The 24,250-nt window shown below is 53.9% G+C and carries 21 protein-coding genes; 19 read left to right on the top strand and 2 right to left on the bottom strand.

Annotation, left to right across the window (positions count from 1 at the left end; all coding sequences use genetic code 11):
- Positions 1-63: 63 nt before the first annotated feature.
- The 18 genes from B5D39_RS03455 (at position 64) to B5D39_RS03370 (ending at position 22,368) form a co-directional block, all read left to right on the top strand.
- Positions 64-1,014: an acetyl-CoA carboxylase carboxyltransferase subunit alpha gene (locus B5D39_RS03455; protein ID WP_078789004.1), complete on the top strand. Its 951-nt coding sequence runs from the start codon at positions 64-66 to the stop codon at positions 1,012-1,014.
- 287 nt (positions 1,015-1,301) lie between these two features.
- Positions 1,302-2,126 carry a pseudouridine synthase gene (locus B5D39_RS03450; protein WP_078789003.1) on the top strand — a complete coding sequence of 275 codons (825 nt, stop codon included), beginning with the start codon at positions 1,302-1,304 and terminating at the stop codon, positions 2,124-2,126.
- A 12-nt stretch (positions 2,127-2,138) separates the two neighbouring features.
- Complete coding sequence (gene asnS / locus B5D39_RS03445) at positions 2,139-3,530, top strand: asparagine--tRNA ligase (protein ID WP_078789002.1); 1,392 nt, start codon at positions 2,139-2,141, stop codon at positions 3,528-3,530.
- 3 nt (positions 3,531-3,533) lie between these two features.
- Positions 3,534-3,815, top strand: coding sequence for a DUF503 domain-containing protein (locus tag B5D39_RS03440; RefSeq protein ID WP_078789001.1), 282 nt, complete (start codon positions 3,534-3,536; stop codon positions 3,813-3,815).
- 97 nt (positions 3,816-3,912) lie between these two features.
- Complete coding sequence (locus B5D39_RS03435; RefSeq protein WP_078789000.1) at positions 3,913-6,309, top strand: HD family phosphohydrolase; 2,397 nt, start codon at positions 3,913-3,915, stop codon at positions 6,307-6,309.
- On the top strand, positions 6,296-6,673 hold the full coding sequence (ybeY, locus tag B5D39_RS03430) for an rRNA maturation RNase YbeY (protein ID WP_244161345.1): 378 nt from the start codon (positions 6,296-6,298) through the stop codon (positions 6,671-6,673). The genes B5D39_RS03435 and ybeY overlap by 14 nt, the downstream gene beginning before the upstream one ends.
- 28 nt (positions 6,674-6,701) lie before the next feature.
- Entirely contained in the window at positions 6,702-7,556 is an 855-nt protein-coding gene (locus B5D39_RS03425; RefSeq protein WP_078788998.1) for a hemolysin family protein, read from the top strand.
- The gene (gene lnt, locus B5D39_RS03420) at positions 7,553-9,115 is read left to right on the top strand and encodes an apolipoprotein N-acyltransferase (RefSeq protein ID WP_078788997.1); all 1,563 of its coding nucleotides are present in this window, start codon (positions 7,553-7,555) and stop codon (positions 9,113-9,115) included. The genes B5D39_RS03425 and lnt overlap by 4 nt, the downstream gene beginning before the upstream one ends.
- An 18-nt stretch (positions 9,116-9,133) precedes the next feature.
- On the top strand, positions 9,134-9,925 hold the full coding sequence (locus B5D39_RS03415; protein ID WP_078788996.1) for a transporter: 792 nt from the start codon (positions 9,134-9,136) through the stop codon (positions 9,923-9,925).
- Between the two features lie 161 nt (positions 9,926-10,086).
- A complete protein-coding gene (locus B5D39_RS03410) occupies positions 10,087-12,741 on the top strand; it encodes a PocR ligand-binding domain-containing protein (RefSeq protein ID WP_078788995.1) in 2,655 nt (884 codons plus the stop codon).
- The gene (locus tag B5D39_RS03405) at positions 12,738-13,376 is read left to right on the top strand and encodes a response regulator transcription factor (RefSeq protein WP_078788994.1); all 639 of its coding nucleotides are present in this window, start codon (positions 12,738-12,740) and stop codon (positions 13,374-13,376) included. Before B5D39_RS03410 ends, B5D39_RS03405 begins: the two co-directional genes overlap by 4 nt.
- Positions 13,377-13,604: 228 nt before the next feature.
- Entirely contained in the window at positions 13,605-15,230 is a 1,626-nt protein-coding gene (locus B5D39_RS03400; RefSeq protein ID WP_078788993.1) for a methyl-accepting chemotaxis protein, read from the top strand.
- Positions 15,231-15,634: 404 nt separating this feature from the next.
- Positions 15,635-17,284 (top strand): methyl-accepting chemotaxis protein, encoded by a 1,650-nt coding sequence (locus B5D39_RS03395; protein ID WP_244161344.1) that lies wholly within the window; start codon positions 15,635-15,637, stop codon positions 17,282-17,284.
- Between the two features lie 213 nt (positions 17,285-17,497).
- A protein-coding gene (prfB, locus tag B5D39_RS03390) for a peptide chain release factor 2 (protein WP_139366664.1) occupies positions 17,498-18,617 on the top strand; the annotation gives its coding sequence in 2 pieces (ribosomal slippage) (positions 17,498-17,566 and positions 17,568-18,617; 1,119 coding nt in all).
- Positions 18,618-18,620: 3 nt separating this feature from the next.
- Positions 18,621-19,526, top strand: a complete 906-nt coding sequence (locus B5D39_RS03385; RefSeq protein ID WP_078788992.1) for an NlpC/P60 family protein — start codon at positions 18,621-18,623, stop codon at positions 19,524-19,526.
- A gap of 18 nt (positions 19,527-19,544) precedes the next feature.
- Positions 19,545-20,786, top strand: coding sequence for a DUF1015 domain-containing protein (locus B5D39_RS03380; protein ID WP_078788991.1), 1,242 nt, complete (start codon positions 19,545-19,547; stop codon positions 20,784-20,786).
- A gap of 134 nt (positions 20,787-20,920) precedes the next feature.
- Positions 20,921-21,385 carry an EVE domain-containing protein gene (locus B5D39_RS03375; RefSeq protein WP_078788990.1) on the top strand — a complete coding sequence of 155 codons (465 nt, stop codon included), beginning with the start codon at positions 20,921-20,923 and terminating at the stop codon, positions 21,383-21,385.
- Entirely contained in the window at positions 21,382-22,368 is a 987-nt protein-coding gene (locus B5D39_RS03370; protein ID WP_078788989.1) for a hypothetical protein, read from the top strand. The genes B5D39_RS03375 and B5D39_RS03370 overlap by 4 nt, the downstream gene beginning before the upstream one ends.
- Before the next feature lie 64 nt (positions 22,369-22,432).
- On the opposite strand, the gene B5D39_RS03365 is transcribed toward B5D39_RS03370, so the two are convergent.
- Positions 22,433-23,446 carry a peptidylprolyl isomerase gene (locus B5D39_RS03365; RefSeq protein ID WP_078788988.1) on the bottom strand — a complete coding sequence of 338 codons (1,014 nt, stop codon included), beginning with the start codon at positions 23,444-23,446 and terminating at the stop codon, positions 22,433-22,435.
- A gap of 182 nt (positions 23,447-23,628) precedes the next feature.
- Between B5D39_RS03365 and B5D39_RS03360 the strand changes: the two genes are divergently transcribed.
- Complete coding sequence (locus B5D39_RS03360) at positions 23,629-23,961, top strand: response regulator (RefSeq protein WP_078788987.1); 333 nt, start codon at positions 23,629-23,631, stop codon at positions 23,959-23,961.
- Here B5D39_RS03360 and B5D39_RS03355 read toward each other — a convergent pair.
- Positions 23,942-24,250 (bottom strand): transposase (locus tag B5D39_RS03355; protein WP_139366663.1); only part of this gene is annotated, 309 nt, incomplete at its 5' end. The genes B5D39_RS03360 and B5D39_RS03355 overlap by 20 nt on opposite strands.

The raw sequence follows: 24,250 nt of genomic DNA, 5'->3' as shown, positions 1-24,250 counted from the left end.
CAAAACGAAAAAATCCTCATTCCTCACCTGATACTCAAATTTAACTTTTTGTGAGGTACTCTGATGGCAGCTACTGTCTACATGGAGTTTGAAAAACCGATTGCCGAGCTGGAAAAGAAGATCGAAGAACTGCGCTCACTGGGTGCCAGTGAGATGTCTACCGAGATCGATGCGCTGCAAAGCTGCGTCGAGACCAAGCGTCAGGAGATCTTCAACAACCTCTCCCGTTGGCAGAAGGCCCAGGTGGCACGTCATATCAACCGCCCCTTTACCCTTGATTACATCCAGCATCTGTTTACTGATTTCAATGAGCTGCACGGTGATCGCAACTTCGGCGATGACCACGCCATCGTGGGTGGTCTGGCCCGTTTTGACGGCCAACCGGTGATGGTGGTAGGGCACCAAAAGGGGCGCGACACCAAAGAGAAAGTGTTCCGCAACTTCGGCATGCCCAACCCTGAAGGCTACCGCAAGGCGCTACGCCTGTTCCAGATGGCTGAACAGTTCAACCTGCCAATCATCACCTTTGTGGACACCCCTGGCGCCTATCCCGGCATTGGGGCAGAAGAGCGTGGCCAGGCCGAGGCGATTGCCCGCAACCTGCGCGAGATGGCCAGCCTGACCGTGCCGATCATTGTCTGCATTACCGGCGAAGGTGGCTCCGGTGGCGCTCTGGCCATTGCCGTTGGCAACCGGGTCCTGATGCTGGAGCATTCCGTCTATGCGGTTATCTCGCCGGAAGGTTGCGCTGCCATCCTCTGGTCCGACGGCACCAAAGGCCAGCAGGCTGCTGAAGCACTTAAGCCTGCAGCCCAGGATATCATTGAGCTGGGCGTGATTGATGAAATCGTCCACGAGCCGGTTGGCGGCGCCCACCGTGACCACGAAGCCACTACCCAGGCCATGGGATCAGCCATCCGCCGCCACCTGGCTGAACTGAAAGAGATGACACCGGAACAACTGGTTGAAGATCGCTACCAGAAGTTCCGCGCCATGACCCGCATGGCTGAATAGGTTTGTGTTCCTACTCAAGGCGCTGCAAAACAATTCAAACAGGGGTGCCTCGGCGCCCCTGTTTCTGTTAGGGAATCCATGAACAAAAAACTACTTAAATTTCTGATCCTGATCGGTGGCGGTGCCCTTGCCGGAGGAATCTTCGGCTGGATGTCCCGTTGCGCCGGAGGCGGAAGCTGAGCCATGATGAGCAACCCCTGGTCAGGGGCCTTGTATGGAGCAGCAGCAGGATTCTTTCTAGCCCTGGTACCGGGCGAAACCGACACGAAACACCCTGAGGACACGCCATGATGGAACGTCTGCAAAAAATTATTTCCGCTGCCGGGATCACCTCCCGCCGCGCCTCGGAAGAGATGATCCTGGCCGGGCGGGTCACCGTCAACGGCCAGGTGGTGACTGAACTGGGCAGCAAGGCAGATCCGACCAAAGATCTAATAGCCCTGGATGGCCAGCCGGTTAAACCGGCTGAAACGTTCTACTATGTGCTGCTGCACAAGCCTGCCGGCTATGTCACCTCACTCAAGGACCCCCAGGGAAGGCAGCTGGTAACCGAGCTGGTCAAGGATATCGGCGAACGCCTGTTTCCGGTGGGACGGCTGGACTACAACTCTGAAGGGTTGCTACTGCTGACCAATGACGGTGCCTGGGCCAACCGGCTGATGCATCCCCGCCATCAGGTTGATAAGGAATACCATGTGCGGGTCAGGGGCAAGATTGATCCACAGCAGATCAAGAAACTGGCTGATGGGGTGGAACTGGAGGATGGCCCCACCGGAGCCACCACGGTGCGCCTGCTGAAAAACGACCAGAGCAATGACTGGCTGTCTGTCACCATCCGTGAAGGCCGTAACCGCCAGGTGCGGCGGATGTGCGCGGCCGTGGGGCTGTTTGTGGTACGGCTGCGCCGGATACGCTACGGCAACCTGACCCTGGGTGGCCTGCAACCGGGTGAATACCGTCTCCTGAGCAAGGAAGAGGCCCAGGCACTGGATGCCCCGCCACCAGTCAAGCAGCGGGAACAGCGCATGACAGCCCCTGCAAAAGCACCTAAGACACCTCAGCCACCAACGCCAACCAAACGGCCACCACGCAGAAAGATCATCGGGCAGTAAGCGGAGCTTCCCATGGCAAAACGCACATTAATCGCAGACCTTCTCAAACAGCCTGAAGCAGGCGGCAGCTACACTGTTGCCGGATGGATCCGCTCAACACGGGCCTCCGGTGATGTTGCCTTCATCGTCCTGAATGACGGTTCCAACCTGTCCGGCATCCAATTGGTGCTTGAGCGGGCAACTGTAACCAACTTTGATAACTACAGCAAACTCGGCACCGGAACCGCCCTGCAGGCAACCGGCGAACTGGTCCCCTCTCCGGCTGCCGGTCAACAGTACGAACTACGGATAACAGAGTTGATAGTGGTTGGTGAGGCTAGCCCTGACTACCCGCTCCAGAAAAAACGTCACAGCTTTGAGTACCTGCGCAGCATCGCCCATCTACGGCCCAGATCCAACACCTTTGGCGCTGTCTTCCGGCTGCGCTCAAAGCTGGCCCAGGCAATTCACCAGTTTTTTGCTGAACGCAGATTCCTGTATGTCCATACCCCGATCATCACCGCCAGCGACTGCGAAGGGGCTGGTGAGCTGTTCCGGGTCACCACCCTGCCCCCCAACGGTGCCCCCCGCAACGAAGGGGGCAGCATCGACTTTGGCCAGGACTTCTTTGGTCAGAGGACCGGCCTGACCGTCAGCGGCCAGCTTGAGGGGGAGCTGTTTGCCCAGGCCTTTGGCAACATCTACACCTTTGGCCCCACCTTCCGGGCTGAAAACTCCAATACCGCCCGACATGCTTCAGAATTCTGGATGATCGAGCCTGAAATGGCCTTTTCCGATCTGGCTGATGATGCCGACCTTGCCGAAGAGTTTGTCCGCTACCTCTGCAGTTTTGCCCTGAGAGAATGCGCCGAGGACATGGCCTTCTTTGACCTGCATATTGAAAAAGGGCTGATCCAGCGGGTACAGGCCGTTGCTGAGGCACAGTTTGCGCGGATGGACTACGGCGATGCCATCACCCACCTGCAGAAGGCTCCGGTCAGCTTCAACTTTCCTGTGGAATGGGGATTGGATCTGCAGACCGAGCATGAACGCTACCTGACCGAACAGGTGGTGGGTGGTCCGGTCTTTGTGCTGAACTACCCAAAGCATATCAAGGCGTTTTACATGCGCCAGAATGACGATGGCCGCACCGTGGCAGCCATGGACCTGCTGGTGCCCAAGGTGGGTGAGATCATCGGCGGCAGCCAGCGGGAAGAACGGTTGGACCGGCTGATAAACCGGATTGAAGAGATGGAAATACCCAAAGAACCACTCTGGTGGTACCTGGATTCCCGCCGCTGGGGCAGCACCCCCCATGCCGGGTTCGGCCTGGGCTTTGAGCGGCTGATCATGTACCTCTCCGGCATGGAAAATATCCGTGACGTGATTCCATTTCCACGGACGCCGCGACATGCAGAGTTTTAGTCCGTGTTCATCTTCTGCTCTGAAATCCATCTCTCGTTACCAGCGTTTTCGCTGAAAGAAAAACGGGGCATCATCAAGAGCATCCTGGGCCGGGCCCGCAACCGCTTCAACGTCTCCTGCGCCGAGGTGGATCGCCAGGACAACTGTCAGGTGGCGGTGCTGGGTTTCGTTACTGTCAGTCCTGATAAAACCATTGCCCGCAACACCCTGGATCGCCTGGAAGACTGGATCTATGACGGCTGGCCCGATGTTGAGATTACCGCCAGTAATGTAACAGAACTATAAATTGACAGTATTCATGCCTGCCGCGTATAATCCATCCTTCACTATGTACACGACCCTCTCCACATATCTTGTCTCCCGCACCGCCTGACGGTACGCCATGCCCGAATCCCCCGGACATACACCAGAACAGTCTCATCTTGCCTACCTGCCAAAGCTGGCAAGCAATCTGCTCGACTCAGTCGTACGGCGGTTCTCAAACCCGGCAACAGCCCGGCGCAACAGAGTGCTGCTGCTCCTGCTGACTGCCGGACTCTTGACCCTGATCCTGCTGCCAAGCCAGCACCTGGTGACTGCCCGTTACAAACCGGGCGAAATCGCCACCTCGGACATCCGCGCCAGCCAGGACTACCTGCTGGAAGATCACGAGCTGACCAAACAGTTACGCAGCGAAGCAGAGGCCAAGGCGCCGGTGGTTTACACTGCCGGTGAGACCGTTGCCACAACACTGCTTAACAGCATAACCAAGGCACTGAACACTGCCCGTACCGCGCGTTCAGAAAAACCGACCATCACCACAGCCGAGTTGCGACCGCTGCTTGAGCCGGTGCTTGATGCACAGCTTGCCGAAGGCGAATTGCGCTCCTTGTTAAAGGCAACCAGCCAGCCATCTGTGTTAACCAGTCTGAAACAGATTCTAGACGAGCTTTACAAACAGAAGATCATTCTTGATGAAAAGGTATTCCGCTCCGATATCCAGCGCGGCATAGAGATCTGCAACACCACCGGCAAGAGCATCGGCACGGCAACCGCGAACACGCCGTTTATCGAGATCGGCGAGGCCCGCAGGCTGTTGCAGACAAAACGGCTTGATGACGTGACGCCTGATGTATCGCGCCACCTGCTGGCACTGTCCGCAAAAATCCTGAAGCCCAACTTGTTTTTTGACCGGGAGGCCACCGAAGCCCGTAAAAAGACCCTCTTGAATGATGTCAAACCGGTACTGTACAAGATTCAAAAGGGTGAAATGATCGTCCGGGTGGGAGAACGGGTCAGCAGTGAACAATCCCACAAACTGCAGATGATCTATGAGGCCAGCCGTGGAGAGGGCACTATCTATACCGCACTGGGCATCTTTGGTCTGGTACTGGTACTGTTCTACTTCCCCTATCGTTTTGCCTGCAAGAACATCCGCAAGTTCAATCCCAGCAACCGGGATCTGCTGGCCATAGCCATCCTGATCGTGGGCAGTTTTTTTGTCTTCAAGCTGGCGCTGCTGGTGTCGGCCAATATCGGAGCAGCCTTTCCGTCAGTATCGCCCGCTTCCTATGCCTATCTCTTTCCGTTTGCAGCAGGCGCCATGATCGTACGGATCCTGCTCAACTCGGAAGTTGCTTTAATCTACTGCGTCATGATGGCCCCGTTGTTGGGTATCCTGTTTAACAGCAATATGTTCGTGGTCATTTATGCGCTTTTGGGCAGTGTGGTGGGTGCCCACGGCGTGCGGCAGTGTCAGGACCGCAGCGTGATCTATACCGCCGGTCTCAAACTGGCAGTAGTCAACCTGGCCATGGGGATCTGTTTTCAGACCATGAACAGCGCCCTATTTACCCTGCAAACCCTTTACGTGATCTGCTTCACCCTGGTGGGGGCACTGCTCTCAGCCATGCTGGTTTCAGCCTTTACCCCGCTGTTTGAGTCACTGTTTCACTTCACCACCAACATCAAACTGCTGGAGCTGGCCAACCTCAACTCACCGCTGTTACGGGATCTGATGATCAAGGCTCCCGGCACCTACCATCACAGCGTGGTGGTGGGCAATCTGGTGGAGGCTGCCGCCGAGGCGATTGGCGCTAATCCGTTACTGGCCAGGGTTGCCGCCTACTACCACGACATCGGCAAGTCAGCAAAACCACTGTATTTCATAGAAAACATGCACGGCGGCGAAAATCGTCACGACAAATTATCCCCTCACATGTCTGCCCTGATCCTGATCTCCCACATCAAGGAAGGTGAGGCGCTGGCAAAGGAAAAACATCTGGGACAACCGATCATTGACGTAATCCGACAGCACCACGGCACCGCCCTAATCAAGTTTTTTTATGAAAAGGCCAAACAGCAGGCCGATGCCACTGGCCAGCAGGTTGATCCCCAGGAATTCCGCTACCCCGGCCCCAAACCGCAGACCCGTGAAGCAGGCTTGGTGATGCTGGCCGATGCGGTTGAGGCAGCCTCCCGCACCCTGGTCAACCCTACCCCGGACCGGATTCAGGGGATGGTACAGAAATTAATCAACCGGATCTTTTCCGATGGCCAGCTGGATGAATGCGAACTGACCCTTAAAAACCTGCATGAGATTGCCAAGAGTTTTAACCGGATTCTGGGGGCCATCTTCCATCACCGGATTGACTACCCTGAACCGGTTCACAAGGGGAACAGCGGAGGTAAGAAGAGCAATGCACATTCTGGTACAGAACAACCAGCGAAAGCACCCGGCCCCGTTGCGTCCCATCAGGGCAGCAGCAACGAGGATCTTAAACGCCTTGGGATGTCCTGACGAGACCGAGCTATCGATCACTATTGTTGGTGATCGCACCATACACCGGCTGAATCATGAGTATCTGGGCAAGGACCGCCCCACCAACGTCATCTCCTTCTCCCTGCAGGAAGGGGAATTCGGCGATCTGACGCCCCATGCCCTGGGCGATGTGGTCATCTCAGCCGATACCGCCGCTAAAGAGGCCCAGATCGGCAACTGGACCGGCTATGAACGTCTGATCTTTCTGCTTTTGCACGGCATCCTGCACCTGACCGGCTACGACCATGAGCGGAGTGGCGAGACCGAGGCGGTCAGGATGGAACGCAAAGAGCAGGAAATCTGGAAACTATTACAAAAGGAAGGGCTGACAGCCCTTCCCTGATCATTTGACAGACGGAGGAAAAACGAACGTGGACGAAGGAAGTAGTCGCAGGCCGGCAGGTTTGCTCGATAGAGTCACCCGACTGGTAACCGGGCGCAGAAAGGTTACTGAAGAGGAGATTCACGATCTGATTGAAGCCGGCGAAGAGGAAGGGATTGTAGACGAGCAGGAACGTGAGATGATCAGCGCCATTCTGGAGCTGGACAACACCGTGGTGCGCGAAATCATGGTGCCCCGCACCTCCATGGCAGCCATCAGTGTCGAGGCATCGGTAAGGGAAACCATCGATGCCATCATCGCCTGTGGCCACTCCCGTATTCCGGTCTATGACGGTACCCTGGACAACATCATCGGCCTGCTGTATGCCAAGGACCTGCTGAAAAGCTGGGGGATGGAAGATTCTGGCATCCACCTGCGGGATCTGGTCCGGCAACCGTTTTTTACCCCTGAAACCAAGACCCTTGAACTGCTGCTGCAGGAGTTCAAGAAGAAAAAGGTCCATCTGGCCATTGTGGTTGATGAATACGGCGGCACTTCCGGTCTGGTCACCATTGAAGACCTGCTGGAACAGATTGTTGGCGATATTCAGGACGAGTATGACATGGAAGAAGAGCTGTATACCTGCAATCCTGATGGTTCTCTCACCACCGACGCCCGCTTGCCGATAGAAGAACTGGAAGAACAGTTTCAACTTGAAATTGAGCGGGACAAGTTTGATACGGTTGGCGGCCTGGTGGTCCACCTGGCTGACGGCATCCCGGTTGCCGGCACCGTCATCACCGGTGAAGGGCTTGCAATCGAGATCCTGGATGCTGATCCCCGCAAGGTTAAACGGGTCAGAATCGTTCGCCTGACCGACACACCGGAGCCTGCTGCCCCGTGAACCTGCACGATTTCCGCCTGCCACTGATCTCCGGCACTATCCGCCCTGCCCTGCTGGCTGGCCTTTCCGGCCTGCTGATCGCGCTCTCATTCCCCAAGGCAGACCTCTCGTTCCTGGCCTGGATCGCCCTGGTACCACTGCTGACCACCCTTGAAGGTCAGACACCCAAGGCAGCCTTTAAACTGGGCTTCTTTAGCGGCCTGATCGCCTATGCCGCTCTGCTCTACTGGGTTATGATCGTCATGGGAGACTACGGACACCTGCCGCTGTTTGCCACTATTCCACTCTGGCTGTTTCTCTCAGCCTGGCTGGCCCTGTTTTATGGACTGGCCACCTGGGCAACCGTCATGGGTGAACGGTGCGGGATTAAATCAGCCCTGCTGATGCCGTTGGCCTGGGTCAGTGCTGATTACCTACGCAGCTTTCTGATAACCGGTTTCCCCTGGACCATGCTGGGCCACTCCCAATACCGCCTGCTGCCGCTGATTCAGGTGGCTGACCTGACCGGCGTCTTTGGCATAACAGCCCTACTGGTGCTGGCCAACGTGGTATTCTATCGGATTATCCGAGCCCTATCCGGTGCAGAGATCCCCTACCCGGCTAAAAGTGCCATCATCTTTGTCCTGGCCCTGACCTCTGCCCTGGGCTACGGCTTTTTTCGTCTAAATTCGCCACTCCCCCCGGCAGCACCGCTCAAGGTCGCCCTGATTCAGGGCAACATTGATCAGGCTGTTAAATGGTCACCCGCCTTTCGTGAAGCAACCCTGGACATCTATACCAACCTCTCCCGCCAGGCTGTTGCCCAGCAGGCAGCGGATCTGATTGTCTGGCCGGAAAGCGCGGCACCATTCTTCTTTCAGGAAAACAGCCCCTCGTCAGACCGGATTCGTAACCTGAGCCGCGAACTGAAGACCTACCTGCTGTTTGGCAGCCCGGCCATTGAACAGCGTAACGGCAAGTACAGTAACCTGAACAGCGCCTTCCTGCTGGCGCCTGATGGCAGCGAACGTGGTCGCGCCGACAAGATCCACCTGGTGCCGTTTGGCGAGTACGTCCCCCTGTCCCGGCTGCTACCTTTTGTCAACAAGCTGGTCCACGGCATCGGTGATTTTGTGCCCGGCCAGGAAATCAAGCCGCTCAAGGCAGGTTCTACGCCCCTGGGGGTACTGGTCTGCTACGAAGTCATCTTCCCGGAACTGGCCCGGGCGCAGGTTAATGCCGGCAGCCGGGTGCTGGTTAACATCACCAACGATGCCTGGTTCGGTCGCTCCTCCGCCCCCTACCAGCACCTCTCCATGGCCGCCTTCAGGGCGGTTGAAACACGGACTCCGCTGATTCGTGCGGCAAACACCGGCATCACCTCCATCATCGACCAGAACGGACATATCCGCGGCATGACCTCGCTCTTCAAAGAAGCGGTCATGGTGGGAGAGGTACAACCGGGCAGCGCCAACGCCCTGTATCTAAAGATTGGCGACCTGTTTGCCCAGGGTTGTCTGGCACTAACCATCGTACTTTTACTGCTACGGCGTAGCCGTTTGAAATCAAAGTCACCTTAAAGAACAGGAGACATCGCCATGAAGTCACGCTTGATCACACTCATTACACTGTTTTTGCTCTGTTGCGCTGCCACCTCCTTTGCAGCCCACCCCTTAAGCACCGATGATGCCGGAACCCAGGGAATGCTGAAGTTTCAGGTGGAAGCAACCGGAGAGTTCTCATGGGACAAGGATACCGACAACGGCGTTACCATGAAAGTCAACCAACAGCTCCTTGGATTAACCCTGACAGCTGGTGTATTTGACAGCCTCGATGCCTCAATTTCATTCCCGTACCTGCTGCAGCAGGTTAAACTAAACGATACTACCATACAGGATGAAAACGGTCTGGCCGATATCACCCTTGCCCTGAAGTGGCGTTTTCTGGAACTGGGACCAGTCAGCCTGGCCATTAAACCAAGCATGAATATTCCCAACGGTGACCGGGACAAAGGGCTGGGAGCGGGCCGCACCGGCTATGCCACCACCCTGATCTCAACCGTTGATCTCAAGCCAGTAACCGTCCATGCCAACCTTGGCTACGTGCATCAAGATCGTATTGACACAGACCGTGCCGACAATCGCAGTGACTTCTGGAAAATGTCGGTGGCTGCCGGAGTTGCCGTAACGAAAAGTCTGCAAATTGTTGCTGAAGTAGGCACCACCACCAGCACCCTGCAGACCTCCAATGTCTGGCCCTCCTTTGTCACCGGAGGCCTGATCTACTCGCTCAACGATAAACTGGATCTTGATCTGGGTGTGCGTGGCGGCTTTAACAAGCCTGCCACAGACCTGACCATGCTGACCGGCGTCACCTTCCGGTTTCCGTAACACGATCGTGTCATCCTGATGTAACGAAGACGGCTGCCTGAACTGGCAGCTGTTTCTGTTTTAGGTAGCATGAGTACACTTCAGACAGGGCGATTACCCCATTGTTTTTTAGTCATCAAAACGTTACTGTTTGAACAGTAAAACTGTCTCATTATAAGACCATGAACAACTACACCATTGATCAACTCATCAATATCCAGCAGATAAAACAGCTTCTGGAGACTCACGTCCAGATTTCAGGCATCCCCTGCGGCCTGATGGATAACGATGCAAACATAATTGTCGGCGTTGGTCTGCAGCAAGTCTGTACCCAGTATCTGTGGGAGCATCCCGGCTCTTTTGCCCGTTGCTGGCGTAACGATCCTGAAATCAAACAGGCACTGGAAAATTTTACCGGCGATCTGTTTGAATGCCGCTGCCAAAACGGTATGATCAACATCGCCATGCCGATCATCGTCGACAGAGAACACCTGGGAGTCTTTTTCTCAGGCCAGTTTTTTTACGATGATCAACAGCCTGATCTAGCCTGGTTCCAGCAACAGGCTAAAGAGCTTGATTTTGATCCAGAATCATACCTAGCGGCAGTTCGGCAAGTGCCTCTGTTCAGCCGTACTTATGTTGACAACACCATGCGTTTTTTGCATCAGTTAGTGCAACTGCTGGCAGAGACAGGCTACACAAATCTCCAGAGACAACGGGAGTTAGAAGAGCGTAGACAACAGGAACTGTTATTCAGGGAAAGCGAAAAAAAGTTCCGTACTCTGGCGGAAAACTCGCCCGATAACATCGCCCGTTACGATACAGGCTGTCGAATGATCTACGTTAATCCCCGTCTTGCCCAGACACTTGGGATTCCGGTTACTGACCTGCTCGGCAAAACACCTTTGGGAAAAACAACTGACGGTGAGCGTTACGAGTACCAGGAGAAGATCGAACAGGTACTTGTAACGGGTGAAAATGCAGAAATCGATATTATTTTGCCTGATAGCGGAGAAGGTAAACGCCATCATAATATCCGTTTTGTTGCCGAGCGCGGTACGGACGGTGCTATATCCGGTGTGCTGGCCATTGGACGCGATATTACTGAACGCAAACAGGCTGAGCAGGAACGGCTGGCAAACCTTCATTTTCTTTCCTGTATGGAACGGATCAACCGCGCCATACAGCTATCCACTGATCTCGAACAGATGATGAGTGATGTACTTGATGTGGTACTATCAATCTTTGACTGTGATCGAGCCTACCTGCTCTACCCCTGCGACCCGGATGCAAAATCATGGCAAATCCCCATGGAGCGTACTACTGTGGGCTATCCGGGCTCAAAGGATGTTGAACTGGCTGCCGCCTCCAATGATTGGATTGCCAAAAAACTTCGCCTGCTGCTCTACTCCAATGGAGCGCTACGACTTGGGATCGGCACCCCTTTCCCCCTGTCTGGAGATCTTGTAGACCAACTTGGCATTAAAAACATCCTGGCAACGGCGATCTATCCGAAAGTTAACCAGCCATGGGAGTTTGGTATCCATCAATGTACCCATATCCGCACCTGGTCACCCGCAGAGAAACACCTGTTTCAGGAGATTGGCAGACGGCTGACAGACGGTATGACCAGCCTGCTAATCCAGCGTAACCTACAGGAAAGCGAACGCCGGTATCGTATGGTTTTTGAAAACTCACCGGTATCAATCTGGGAGGAAGATTTTTCCGGCATCAAGCTGTTCTTTAACCAGCTACGAGCCGAAGGGATCGATAATCTTGAAGAGTACCTTGACCTACACCCCGAACAGATCAGCATCTGCGCTGCATTGGTAAAAGTGATTAATGTCAATCAGGCTACTTTGGCATTACACGGTGCCACAGACCGGCAAGGACTACTTGAAGGCCTGATCAAAACCTTTACTCCTGAATCACTCATGACCTTCCGCCAGGAACTGCTCGCCCTTTGGCAGGGTAGAACCCGGATGCAGCTTGACTCAACCGTCAAGACCCTGTCGGGTGAACTTCGACAGGTAACCGTGTATGTATCTGTCTGCCCCGGCTACGAAGACACTCTGGGTAAATGTGTTGTATCCCTTGTAGACATTACCGACCGAAAAAGTGCCGAGCAGGAACTGCGAGAAAAACAGCAGCATTTGAATGATCTGCTGCTGGAATTGACTCTTTCTGAAGAGCGCGAACGCCGCCGTATTGCCGTTGATCTCCATGATACCCTGGGACAGGACCTGACCTTGACCCGAATGAAGCTGGGGACGCTACACAAGACACCGCTTTCATCAGATCAAGGTACACTTGTCAGCGATATAAAACTACTGACGGACAGTTCCATCAACCGTGTGCGCAGCCTGACCAGATTGCTCTGCCCTGCGGTTCTGGATGGTGCTGGGCTTGAGGCAGCTCTGAAATGGCTGGCACGGCAGATAGAAACCGATTACCACCTCCAAATCGCATTCCATGATGACTTGCAGGAAAAACAGGTTGGCAAGGAGCTCCAGATAGAGCTGTACAACAGCGTACGGGAACTGTTGATCAACATTGCCAAACATGCCGGAACCAGCACCGCCTGCCTGTCTGTCTACCGCGAGGCAGATACCCTGGCAATCAGGGTTGAAGATGACGGTGTCGGGTTTGACGTCGCAACCGTCTTGTACAGTCCAAGTACTGAGGGGTTCGGCCTGTTCACCATCAGGCGCAGAATCATATATATAGGCGGTGTCTTTCAGATTACCTCTAAACAGGGTAGCGGCACAGAAGTAGCCATCAACGTACCGCTGGCAAAACAAGCACCACCAGATACGACAACGGGAGAACAGCCATGAGCATCAAGGTACTGCTGGTTGACGACCATAAGATCATCAGGGACGGGCTTTCGGCAATCCTGCAAACTGAAAGCGACATTTGTATCGTTGCTGAAGCAGGCAGTGGTCAGGAGGCATTGGACAAGGTCAAACAATCTGCACCTGACGTAGTGGTGATGGATCTGACCCTGCCGGATATGGGCGGAGTACAGGTAACACGCCGCATTCTGGCTGACTATCCCGCAACCAGGGTATTGGTGTTAACCATGTTCCTTGACGACAACTGTGTCTTTGAAAGCCTTGATGCCGGGGCCAGAGGCTATCTGGTCAAGGACTGTGCAGCCGAAGAGCTGGTGCTGGCACTACGTGCTATTCATCAAGGCAAGCCCTATTTCTGCACGGGCGCCCAGGAAATCATGATGCGAAAATGCCTGCCTGGTGCTGCCGACAGCAGCAATCCTGCCCTCACCAAACGGGAGACCGAGGTGTTGAAACTAACGGCGCAGGGGTTAAACACCAAGGAGATTGCCTTTCAATTAGGAGTCAGCATCAAGATGATTGAAGTACATCGTATGAACCTACGCAAAAAACTGGGACTCCACAGCATTGCCCAGCTCACCACCTATGCCTTGAAAAACAGGCTGATAACAGTATGACGAACACCTGATTGCTCACCCTCACAACATCGGGTTTACCCTATGCACACATAAGGTAAACCCCATATTACGCCTTCCGACAATGCCATAATGCAACGAAAAATTTCCGCGATATAAAGTGTAGTATACGATTTTTCTTCCCTGTAGCAACCGTACTTCAACCCTGCTTTACATGACAACTGATTGCGCCAGACTGTGTTAAATCAGCACATTAGGAGGACGTTCGTTATGAGCATCAAGCTAAAACTGGGCGCTATGGCCGTTCTTATATCTGTCGGGATAATCGTTCTTATTGTAGCGATTGGTATATCTACAGAAAGACTTCAAGTTAATGGCCCGCTCTATCAGGATATTGTGAGAGGTAAAGATCTGGTGGCGGATATCCTGCCACCACCAGAATATATTCTTGAAGCATATCTGGTCTCGTATCAGGCTCTGTCAGAGAAGGATGTTTCAAAAATTCCATCGTATCAGGAACGATTTGGTAAATTGCGTAAAGAATATGATGAACGCCATGCCTATTGGGCCAAAGAGCTGCCTGAAGGAAAGGTCAAAACGCTCTTATTGGAGCAATCGTATAAACCGGCCGTACTGTTTTTCGACACCGCATCAAAAGATTTTTTCCCGGCTCTTGTGGCAGGCAATCGTGCTCAGGCAGAAAAGACGATGGGCGATGTCTTGTCCTCTTCCTATGAAGCCCATCGTAAGGTCATCGACGAAATTGCAACCATCACAAACAGTGAAAACACCGCTTTGGAGAAACGTGCTACCAGCATACTGCAGACGTCAAGAATGGTGACGATGACAATCAGCGCTGCGTTTGTTGTAATCGTCATTGCAATATTTACGCTAATTTTCCGCAACATAACCGGACCGCTACTCAAGGTGATAGCCATAGCTGACACCATTGCCGCAGGAGATTTAACGATCAAGGTGGAAGTGAATTCAAAAGACGAATTTGGACAATTGATGACTGCCATGAAAACCATGGTTGAAAACCTGCGTCATCTGGTGAGCCAGACGGTCACTATCTCGGCGAGCATCACCGCAGCCTCCGATCAACTAAAGAGTACCTCTGAACAGATTGCCACCGGTGATGAAGAGGTGGCTGCACAGATCAGCACGGTCGCCACGGCCAGTGAAGAGATGGCCGCCACCAGTAACGACATCGCCCGCAACTGCCATGCTGCCGCCGACAGCGCGGATATGGCAACCAAAACGACTCAAAATGGCTTCGAAATTGTTAAGCACACGGTGGATGGCATTCATTTTCGTGGTGAAAAAACCCGTGAAAACGCAAAAATCCTGGCAAATCTGGGAAAACGATCAGAGCAGATCGGTGCTATTGTGGGCACCATTGAAGATATTGCCGACCAGACCAACCTGCTGGCTCTAAACGCTGCCATCGAAGCGGCCCGTGCCGGTGAACAGGGCAGGGGATTTGCGGTGGTGGCCGATGAGGTGCGTGCGCTGGCTGAACGTACCACCAGGGCCACCAAAGAGATCAGTGACATGATCAAGGCAATCCAGCAGGAGACGAACGTTGCCATTCATTCAATGGAAGAAGGGGTGCGGGGCACTGAGCAGGGAGCTGCTGAGGCGTCCCAACTTGAGACATCGCTGCAGCAGATATTGGAGCAGGTAAATGACGTTACCACGCAGGTCAGCCAGATAGCCACCGCAGCGGAACAACAGACCGCCACCACCGGCGAGGTAACCACCAACATCCAGCTTGTCACTGAGGTAGTGCAACAGACCGCGGTTGGTGCAGAGCACACCGCTGTTGCTGCGGCCCAGCTTGCGGGGCAGGCCCACGATTTGCAGGCATTGATCAGCAAGTTCAGGCTGCAGTAAGCAACGTTACCAGTAAGCTCTAACGCATGTCTCATGCCCCCCTTCCCTCTCTGCGGGAGCGAAGGGGGACCATTACGCTCCTTGGCTGTGAACAGCAGTTGCTTACGGGCACTTCAGCAACCTACAGCAGCATTTTCCCACTTTATCAAACATAGGGTTTTCCCCATTTGCACCCTAGAGATTTCCCGCTATCACTTCACTTCCGATAATCGCAACATGCCACACAAAAAGAATAAGCCTATATTTTAATCTAATTTAGCCTGACAGATAAATCACAGCTCTGACAAGCGTCTACAACAAAAACTCAGCCTGTTTTTTATTCACGTCACACAACTGTAACGCTTCTAATTTTTGCGCTTTAATGTTAGGGGTAGCTTTATACAATTCTCACTTAGGAGCCTTCCGTGAATCTAAGCATCAAAATGCGTATCATGATCATTATGCTGGTTGGGTGGCTATCCATCCTTGTTGTTGGAGTCGTTGCACTCTTTGGTCTACACAGTAGCGATAAATCGATTGAAACCCTTTACAAGGAACGGATGGGCCGCCTGACCGATATCAGCCGGGTTATGTCCTTGATGCGTGACAACCGAATTCAACTGTTGCTTGCCCTGCAGCATGATCCAAGCAACGCCGTAATTCTCAAGCTGCATGACCATGCCCTTGAGATGCACATTGAGCAGGTCACCAAAAACATTCAGGAAATCACCACCATCTGGGATAGCTTCATGAAGCGTCCCATGACGCCTGAAGGCAAACAACAGGCAGAGGATTTCGCTGCCAAGCGGAAGCAGTTTGTTGTTGAAGGCCTGAAACCGACCCAGGAAGCAATTACCGCAGGCCGCTATAGTGAAGCAACCGAACTGACCCTGAAGAAGATCAACCCGCTGTTTAAAGTGGCCGATGAAGCTGCCACCCTGCTCTATAATCGCCAGACCCAACAGGCCAAGGCTGCCTTTGAGCAGGCCCAGTCTCAATACAAGACGATCCTGACCATTACCATTGCGGCCGTTGTGATCTCGGTACTGATCTCCGGCCTGCTCGGATTTATGATTATACGTGCCATTTCATCAGCCACGACAACCCTGATCAGCGCCAGTAATGCCATGGCCCAGGGCGACCTAACCCAGCGGGCAAACCTGACAACAGGAGACGAACTGGGCACGATTGCCAAGGCATTTGATGCCATGGCGGTTTCCTTTACCGACATTATCCGCCTGGTTTCCGATACCTCATTGCAGGTGGCTGCTGCTGCCAATCAGCTTCAGGCCAACTCAACCCGTATCGCCACCGGCGCTGAAGAGGTGGCTGCCCAGACCATTACTGTTGCCACAGCCGGAGAAGAGATGGCAGCCACGTCAGGTGACATTGCCCAGAACTGTATGGGCGCAGCAGAAAGCGCACAGCAGGCCACAAGCACCACCAGAGATGGCTTTGCCATTGTGCAGCATACGGTTGAAGGAATTGTTACCCGGGGTGAGCGGACCAAGGAGAATGCAGGCATTGTTGCCCGCCTAGGTGAGCGTTCTGACCAGATTGGCGCCATTGTGGCCACCATTGAGGATATTGCCGACCAGACCAACCTGCTGGCCTTAAACGCTGCCATTGAAGCAGCCCGTGCCGGTGAGATGGGACGTGGATTTGCGGTGGTGGCTGATGAAGTACGCGCCCTGGCTGAGCGTACCACCAAGGCCACCAAGGAAATCAGTGAGATGATCAAGGCGATCCAGCAGGAGACCAAGGTTGCTATCACCTCAATGGAGGCCGGGGTAAAAGGTACTGAGCAAGGGGCTGCAGAGGCCGCAGAACTTGAATCAGCACTGCAAAACATCCTTGACCGGGTCTCTATGGTAACCGACCAGATCAGCCAGATTGCCACTGCAGCGGAAGAACAGACCGCTACCACCAGTGAGATATCAAGCAATATTCAACAAATTACCGAAGTGGTGCAAGAGACTGCCCATGGTGCCCAGGAATCTGCCACAGCAGCCCACCAGCTGAATAGCAATGCCGAAGAGTTACAACGGCTGGTGCGACAGTTTAAGTTTCAGTAGCGCCTGCCCAAAACCCCATTTCATCGTTTTTGTGTGGCCCCTTTGATGCCAGGAGGGGCCACAGCTTTATCAGCAGTTTATCTGCACTGACGACAGGGATCGTTTTAACCTGTATCGGCACCCATGTCTGGATTCTGCTGTTGCAGAGGTGGCGGAAAAAAGGTACAAATGAGCCTCGGCACGAGCCGTAAATCAGACTGAAACGAGAGCACCATGTACCGCGAAGAAGTTGCACAGCTTGATGATCTGACCACTCGAATCTCCTCCCTTCGGAGGTCTCTTTGACCTGGATGACAAGCGAGAAGAGCTGCAGGAGCTTGACGCCCGTATCGCTGCCCCCGGTTTCTGGGACGACCCCTCCGGTTCTCAGGATATCCTGAAAAAACGCACCGTTATTGAAAAACTGCTCCAGTCGTGGGACTCACTTAACCGTCAGGCCGATGATGTGCGGGTAATGATTGAGCTGGGTGAAGAGGCTGAGGACGAAGCCACCTTGGCCGAAGTTCACGGTATGAATGAGCGCCTGAAGTCCGGCGTTGAAGAGGCCGAGTTCCAGCGGATGTTGTCCGGCACCCATGACCGCAACGGCTGCTTTGTGTCGGTCAACTCCGGCGCTGGGGGCACTGAATCCCAGGACTGGGCCAACATGCTGCTGCGGATGCTGCTGCGCTACTGCGAAAAGAAGGGCTGGAAGACAGCCATTACCGACTATCAGGATGGTGAAGAGGCCGGTCTCAAGTCTGCTACTTTCAGCGTTTCCGGTGAATTTGCCTATGGCCACCTTAAGGCCGAGGCCGGAGTCCACCGCCTGGTGCGGCTCTCTCCCTTTGACAGCAACAACCGCCGCCACACCTCCTTTGCCTCGGTCTTTGTCTTCCCCGAGATTGAAGAGGAAGATATCGACATCCGCATTTCAGACTCTGACCTGCGGGTGGACACCTACCGTTCTAGCGGTTCCGGTGGTCAGCATGTGAACACCACCGATTCTGCAGTTCGGATCACCCACCTCCCCACGAACATTGTGGTGGCCTGCCAGTCTGAGAGGAGCCAGATCCTGAACCGTGCCACTGCCATGAAGGTGCTGCGGGCCAAGCTGTACGAAAAGGAGATGGAAGAGCGAAACGCCAAGGCATCGGAAATTGCCGGTGAAAAGCGGGAGATCGGCTGGGGCAGCCAGATCCGCTCCTATGTGCTGCATCCCTACAAGATGGTGAAAGACCTGCGAACCGGCGTCGAATCAGGCAACCCGGATTCAGTGCTGGACGGTGCGCTGGATGACTTTGTGATCCCGTTTCTGATGGGTGTCCGACGTGATGTCAAGGATGAGGACTAGGCCATGAAACATCTCTTGCATATCTGCTATCTTATTGTCTTAACATTGCTATTTACGGCAACCCAGGGTTGTGCATCGCCACATACAACCAAAAAACGGACAGAGCCGCTTAAAACCGGCAGCAGTGTAAAATACGCAAAAGGGGTCAGCCGCCTGGGGTTTGCGATCCAGATGGGCGCCTTTTCTGATGTAAAAAATGCTGAGCGTTTTGCCAATCGGCTACAGGATAAGGGGCTTGAGGCGTTCTACTATCGCAAGGACAACGGCATCTATGCGGTACGATTTGGTGATTTTCCCACCAAGGAAAAGGCTCGTACCGCTGCCAATCGGCTGGTGGCGGACAAGCTGATTGACAGCTTCTACATCGCCCCACCTAATGAGGTGGTGTTTGCTAATTCCAAAGAGCCAACCATCAAACAGAATCGTCCTGAGCTCCACAAGCCACTCAAGCCCTATCCACCACCAAGCAATGAGCTGGGCCTGCCGGTTGAGGAGCCCACTGCCAAGCCACCTGCAACCAAACCGGGAGAGCGGGACCTGGGCTTTATCGCTGCCCGCACCGCAGAACGGTTTGTGGGTATCCCTTACCAGTGGGGCGGCACCACCGTGGTGGATGGCATGGACTGCAGCGGTTTTACCAAGGCGGTCTATAATCTCTGCGGCATCAACATCCCCCGCACCTCGCGGGAACAGTACAAGGCCGGTAACCCGATCAACAAAGCGGAACTACGGGATGGAGACCTGGTCTTTTTTGGTGCTTCAGAATCATCCATTACCCATGTTGGCATCTATGTCGGCAATGGCAAGTTTGTCCATGCCCCCAAACGGGGTGAAGATATCAAGACCGCATCCGTTGAAGAATCCTACTTCGAGCGCCGTTTTGTAGGCGCCCGACGCTATATTCAATAACGCAGGAGCACAAAGATTATGGCAATCATCAGACCGTTTGAGGCCCTGCGGCCTCCCGTACACCTGGCCCCCCGTGTGGCTGCCCTCCCCTATGACGTGATGGATGTGGAGGAGGCCCGCCAGATGGCTGGCGAAAACAGTGACTCATTCCTGCATATCTCCAGGCCGGAGATTGATCTGCCAGCCTCGGTGGACCCCCATGCCGATGAAGTACACCGCCAGGGCAAGCTGAATCTGCAGCGATTTATTGAACGCAAGGTGCTGATTCAGGAAGCAGCCCCCTGTTATTACATCTATCGTCAGCGGATGGGTTCCATCATCCAGACCGGGCTGGTGGCCTGCTCTGCGGTGGATGATTATGTGACCGGCGCCATCAAGAAACATGAGCATACCAGGGCAGACAAGGAAGAGGACCGGATCAAGCATATTGACACGCTGGATGCCAATGACGAGCCGGTCTTCTACATCTTCCGCGATAACCCTGAAGTGGAAACAATTCTGTCTGAGGCCTCTTACGAACCGCCAGACTATAATTTTACCACTAACGATGGTGTTTCCCACAAACTCTGGGTGGTTGCAGATCCGTATCTGATTGACCACCTGACCAAACTGTTCAGCAACATACCAACCCTGTATGTTGCCGACGGTCACCACCGCAGCGCTGCCGCAGCAAAGGTGCGCGACCTGCGTAAGGCAGCAAATCCCAACCATACCGGCAATGAAGAATACAACTTTTTCCTGACGGTAATCTTCCCGGAAAGCCAACTGAACATCATGCCGTACAATCGGGTGGTTAAGGACCTGAACGGACTTGATGCTGCACAGTTTCTGGCCAGCGTTGCAACATGCTTTGAGGTTACCCCAGTGTCTGCGCCACTGGCACCGGAGGCACGGCATCAGTTCGGCATGTACCTTGGCGGTCAGTGGTATCAGCTACAGGCCAAACCGGAACTGACTGATGAAGGTAGCACTGTTGGGCGTCTGGATGTTTCGATCCTGCAGAACCATCTGCTGCATCCGGTATTGGGGATTGAAAACCCCCGCACAGACAAGCGGATCAGCTTTGTAGGCGGAATCCGCGGCCTGGATGAGCTGGTACGGCTGGTGGACAGCGGCGAGTATGCCGTGGCCTTTTCCATGCATCCCACCGGCATCAAAGAGCTGATGGATTTGGCTGATGATGACCAGATCATGCCACCAAAGTCTACCTGGTTTGAGCCCAAGCTGCGCAGTGGCCTGTTTGTGCATCTATTGTCGTAGAAAACGGTCTTTTTCCGTGATATCTGCGTAAGTCTTCAGTCGCGCTTGTGCGGCGTACTTACAGGGTACGCCTCCGCGCGCTCCTTCGACAGCCTTGATCTCACGAAAAAATCCTCGTTTCTGGAGGGGTGTCTATGGGCTACTGGCTATTCAAATCAGAACCTGGCTGTTTCTCCTTCCAGGATCTGCAATCCCGTCCCAACGCAACCGAGCATTGGGACGGGGTACGCAACTTTCAGGCTCGCAATTTCCTAAGGGATGAGATCAAGCCCGGTGACCGGGTACTGTTTTACCACAGCTCCATCCCTGAACCGGCGGTGGTAGGGCTTTGCACCGTGGTACGTGAAGGCTACCCTGACCATACCGCCCTTGATCCCAATGCCGATCATTTTGATCCCAAAGCAACTCCTGACAAGCCAATCTGGTACATGGTTGATGTTCGTGCTGACCAGGCATTACCTGCTGAAGTTCCGCTCGCTGTAATCCGCGAGCATCCACTCCTGACCGGCATGCCGCTGGTTAACCGCAGCCGTCTTTCCATCCAGCCCATCACAGAAGAACAGTACACCACTATTTTGCAGCTGGGAGGTCTCCCATGACCATACGCTGTCTGTTGCTCTGCCTGACACTGCTTAGCGTGACATCTCTGGCCCATGCTGCCCCACGGCAGCTGACCCTGTTTTCCGATGCCAGCCTGATTGAGGTTGAGATAGCGGCTAAAAAGGGAGTTGCAGAGTTTTCATTTCCTGCGCCAATCAAGGAAACAACTCTGCGGGTCAGGCCACTGGACAACAGCTACAGCATTGGTCGTGTTGACCTGCTCCCGTTCAAGACATCTGACAAGCTGCAAAAGGAGCTGGATAGCCTGACAGAGCAGAAACACCGCCTTGAAGATCGGCTGAAGGCCCTGGACACCCGGGAAGGGATCTTTGCCGCAGCTGCAAAATCTCAAAGCTCCAAGGCGCCCCGCAAGACCAAGACCAATCCAGACCCGATGACATCCGTAAGACAAGGCACCGATTTTGCCATTGCCCAGCTGGAAGCGGTCTTTACGGCACGTCGCCGTGCCGAGCAGGATCTAAAACGGCTTGAAGGAAAACTGGCGGGCCTGCAGAAAACTGCAGTCGGTGGGCCTACGGTGCGAGTCTCAGTAACACCGGCAACAGGCCGCATTAAAGTTGCTGCCCTGCTGAAAGACGGAGGCTGGACACCACGTTACGATATTCGTATTCAGGGCAACGGTACTGCGTTGCTGTCACTGGCAGCACACAGCAGCGTCTCGCTACTAGATGGTTACGCGGTCAGTGTCACCCCTGCCGCAGTCAGTGCAGGTCAACCAATCCAGACCTATCCCTTCTCAACTGCTGGTTCAGCACATCTGGCGGACTGGCAGCTGCTCACAGAAAAAGAGCAGGTTACAACCAGCCCAACACCCAGCTTCTCCCTAACATTGAAGAATACCAGCCCGGCACCGCTCGCCGCAGGTAAAGCAGTAATCTATTATGCCGGTGAGTACCTTGGTACCACCGACTTTCCTGGCCTGGCAGCTGGTGCCACGACAACGGTGACCGGCCCTAAATAAACGTAAGGCCGGTTCCTGCAACAGGAACCGGCCTTACGTTTTACCACTTTTGAGTTACCCCGTACTACTTCAGGTACACTTCAATTTTTGCCTTCTTCTTGGCATCTTCCATGATGGAGTTGATCGCCTCGCTCACCTTTTTACGCTTAAGTGAATCCGCAATCTTGGCCTTCACGTCATCAAACGGAATCTTGGCTGAGGCCTTTTTCTCCGTCAGTTTGATGATATGATACCCGAACTGGGTCTCCACCACACCGCTTACGTCACCCGGCTTCATGGCAAAAGCGGTCTCTTCAAACGGCTTTACCATCTGGCCTTTGCCAAAGTAGCCCAGATCGCCGCCCTGCTTGCTGCTGGGGCATCCTGAATTTTCCTGAGCCAGCTTGGCAAAATCTGCACCAGCCTTGATCTGCTTTAAAAGCCCTTCAATCTTCTCTTTGGCCTTTGCTTTATCAGCATCAGTTGCCTTGGCATCCAGCGTAATCAGGATGTGACTGGCACGAACCTGCTCCGGCTGGGTAAAGGTCTCAGGGTTCTTGGTGTAAAACTCTTTCACCTCTGCATCAGATACGGTCTGCTTGGGCACAATCACCTGCTCAATATGATTTTCAATAATCACATTGCGCCGGATCAGTTCACGCAGATCCTTTTCAGTAATCCCCTGCTCCTGCAGCCCCTTTTTGAACTCATCCTCTGTCTTAAAGCGGGTCTTCAATCGGGCGACAGCATCGCTAATCTGCTTATCCTGATCCTTAACCGGGGTATTCTTGGCAACCTGATACATCAGCTCGCCACCGATCATCTGATTCAACAGGAACTGCTGCACCGCCTTTTCCTGACCTGGCGGCACCTGCGCTGCCGAAGGTGATTTACTGAAGGCGGTCAACGCCTTCTGAAGATCCGCAGCAGGGATGGCAACGCCATTCACCCGGGCAACCGGATCAGGTAACGGCTTGGGTTTTTCAGCAGCGGCTGGGGCTGGTGCTGCCTTTTTCTCTGCAGCAAAGGCTCCGGCACTACCCATCATGGATACAGCAGCCACCAGTACCGCAATGGTTAAACGACGCTTGAACATCATGACAGTACAATCTCCTTTGGCGATGATTTGATTAAGTATCTATAACACGCCGTGAATCAAGGAAAAAGGGGAAATTTATACAGAATCATTTTTGACTTTTCATTAACTTTCGGTTACAGTTCCCGCATACAAAACCTGCCTTTGAGCAGGGTCACCACGCCACACTGGGAGGTAAGGTGTCTATGAAGAAGGTGCTCGTCGTTGATGACAGCCTCTCCGTAACCCGCCAGCTGGAAAAGATCATCAACGATTCCGGCGATTTCGTTTGTGTTGGTCATGCGAAAAACGGGGCTGAAGCCATCAAAATGAACCACAGCGAAGATCCTGACATTATCTGCATGGATATGAACATGCCTGGTATGGATGGGCTGACCGCCCTGCGCAGTCTGGTAATGCTGGACAAGGCGGTGCAGGTGGTCATGGTAACCTCTTTGGGCGGTGTCGGTGATAAGTTTACCGAGGCCATCAAGCTTGGAGCAAAAAATGTTAGGCTCTTCAGCAGAATCTGTGGGTAGCCTCAGGTTCTGGCAGGTTGCCAAGTGTATGATACAAGGCGATTTTCATCACTTCAAAGTTTCTGAAACCGTATGCTTTACGTGACGTCACTTTAGCCTTGTTGTTGAATCCTTCTACGGCCCCCAAGGCAACCTGCCCTTTGGTCCGAAACCAGTTGAGTAACAGCTCCCGATGCGAGCGCAGCATCTTGGCAATCTTCTTCATCGGGATGATGCGTGACCTCATGGTTCTTTTGCACCAAGCATCCAGAAATCTGGCAGCCCAGCCCGCAGTGGCATAGCGCCAGAA

The sequence above is a fragment of the Trichlorobacter thiogenes genome (assembly GCF_900167465.1).
In the GTDB taxonomy this organism is placed as follows: Bacteria; Desulfobacterota; Desulfuromonadia; order Geobacterales; family Pseudopelobacteraceae; genus Trichlorobacter; species Trichlorobacter thiogenes.
The sequence above is the reverse complement of the archived record's forward strand: the minus strand, read 5'-3'. Positions and strand labels throughout refer to the sequence as shown.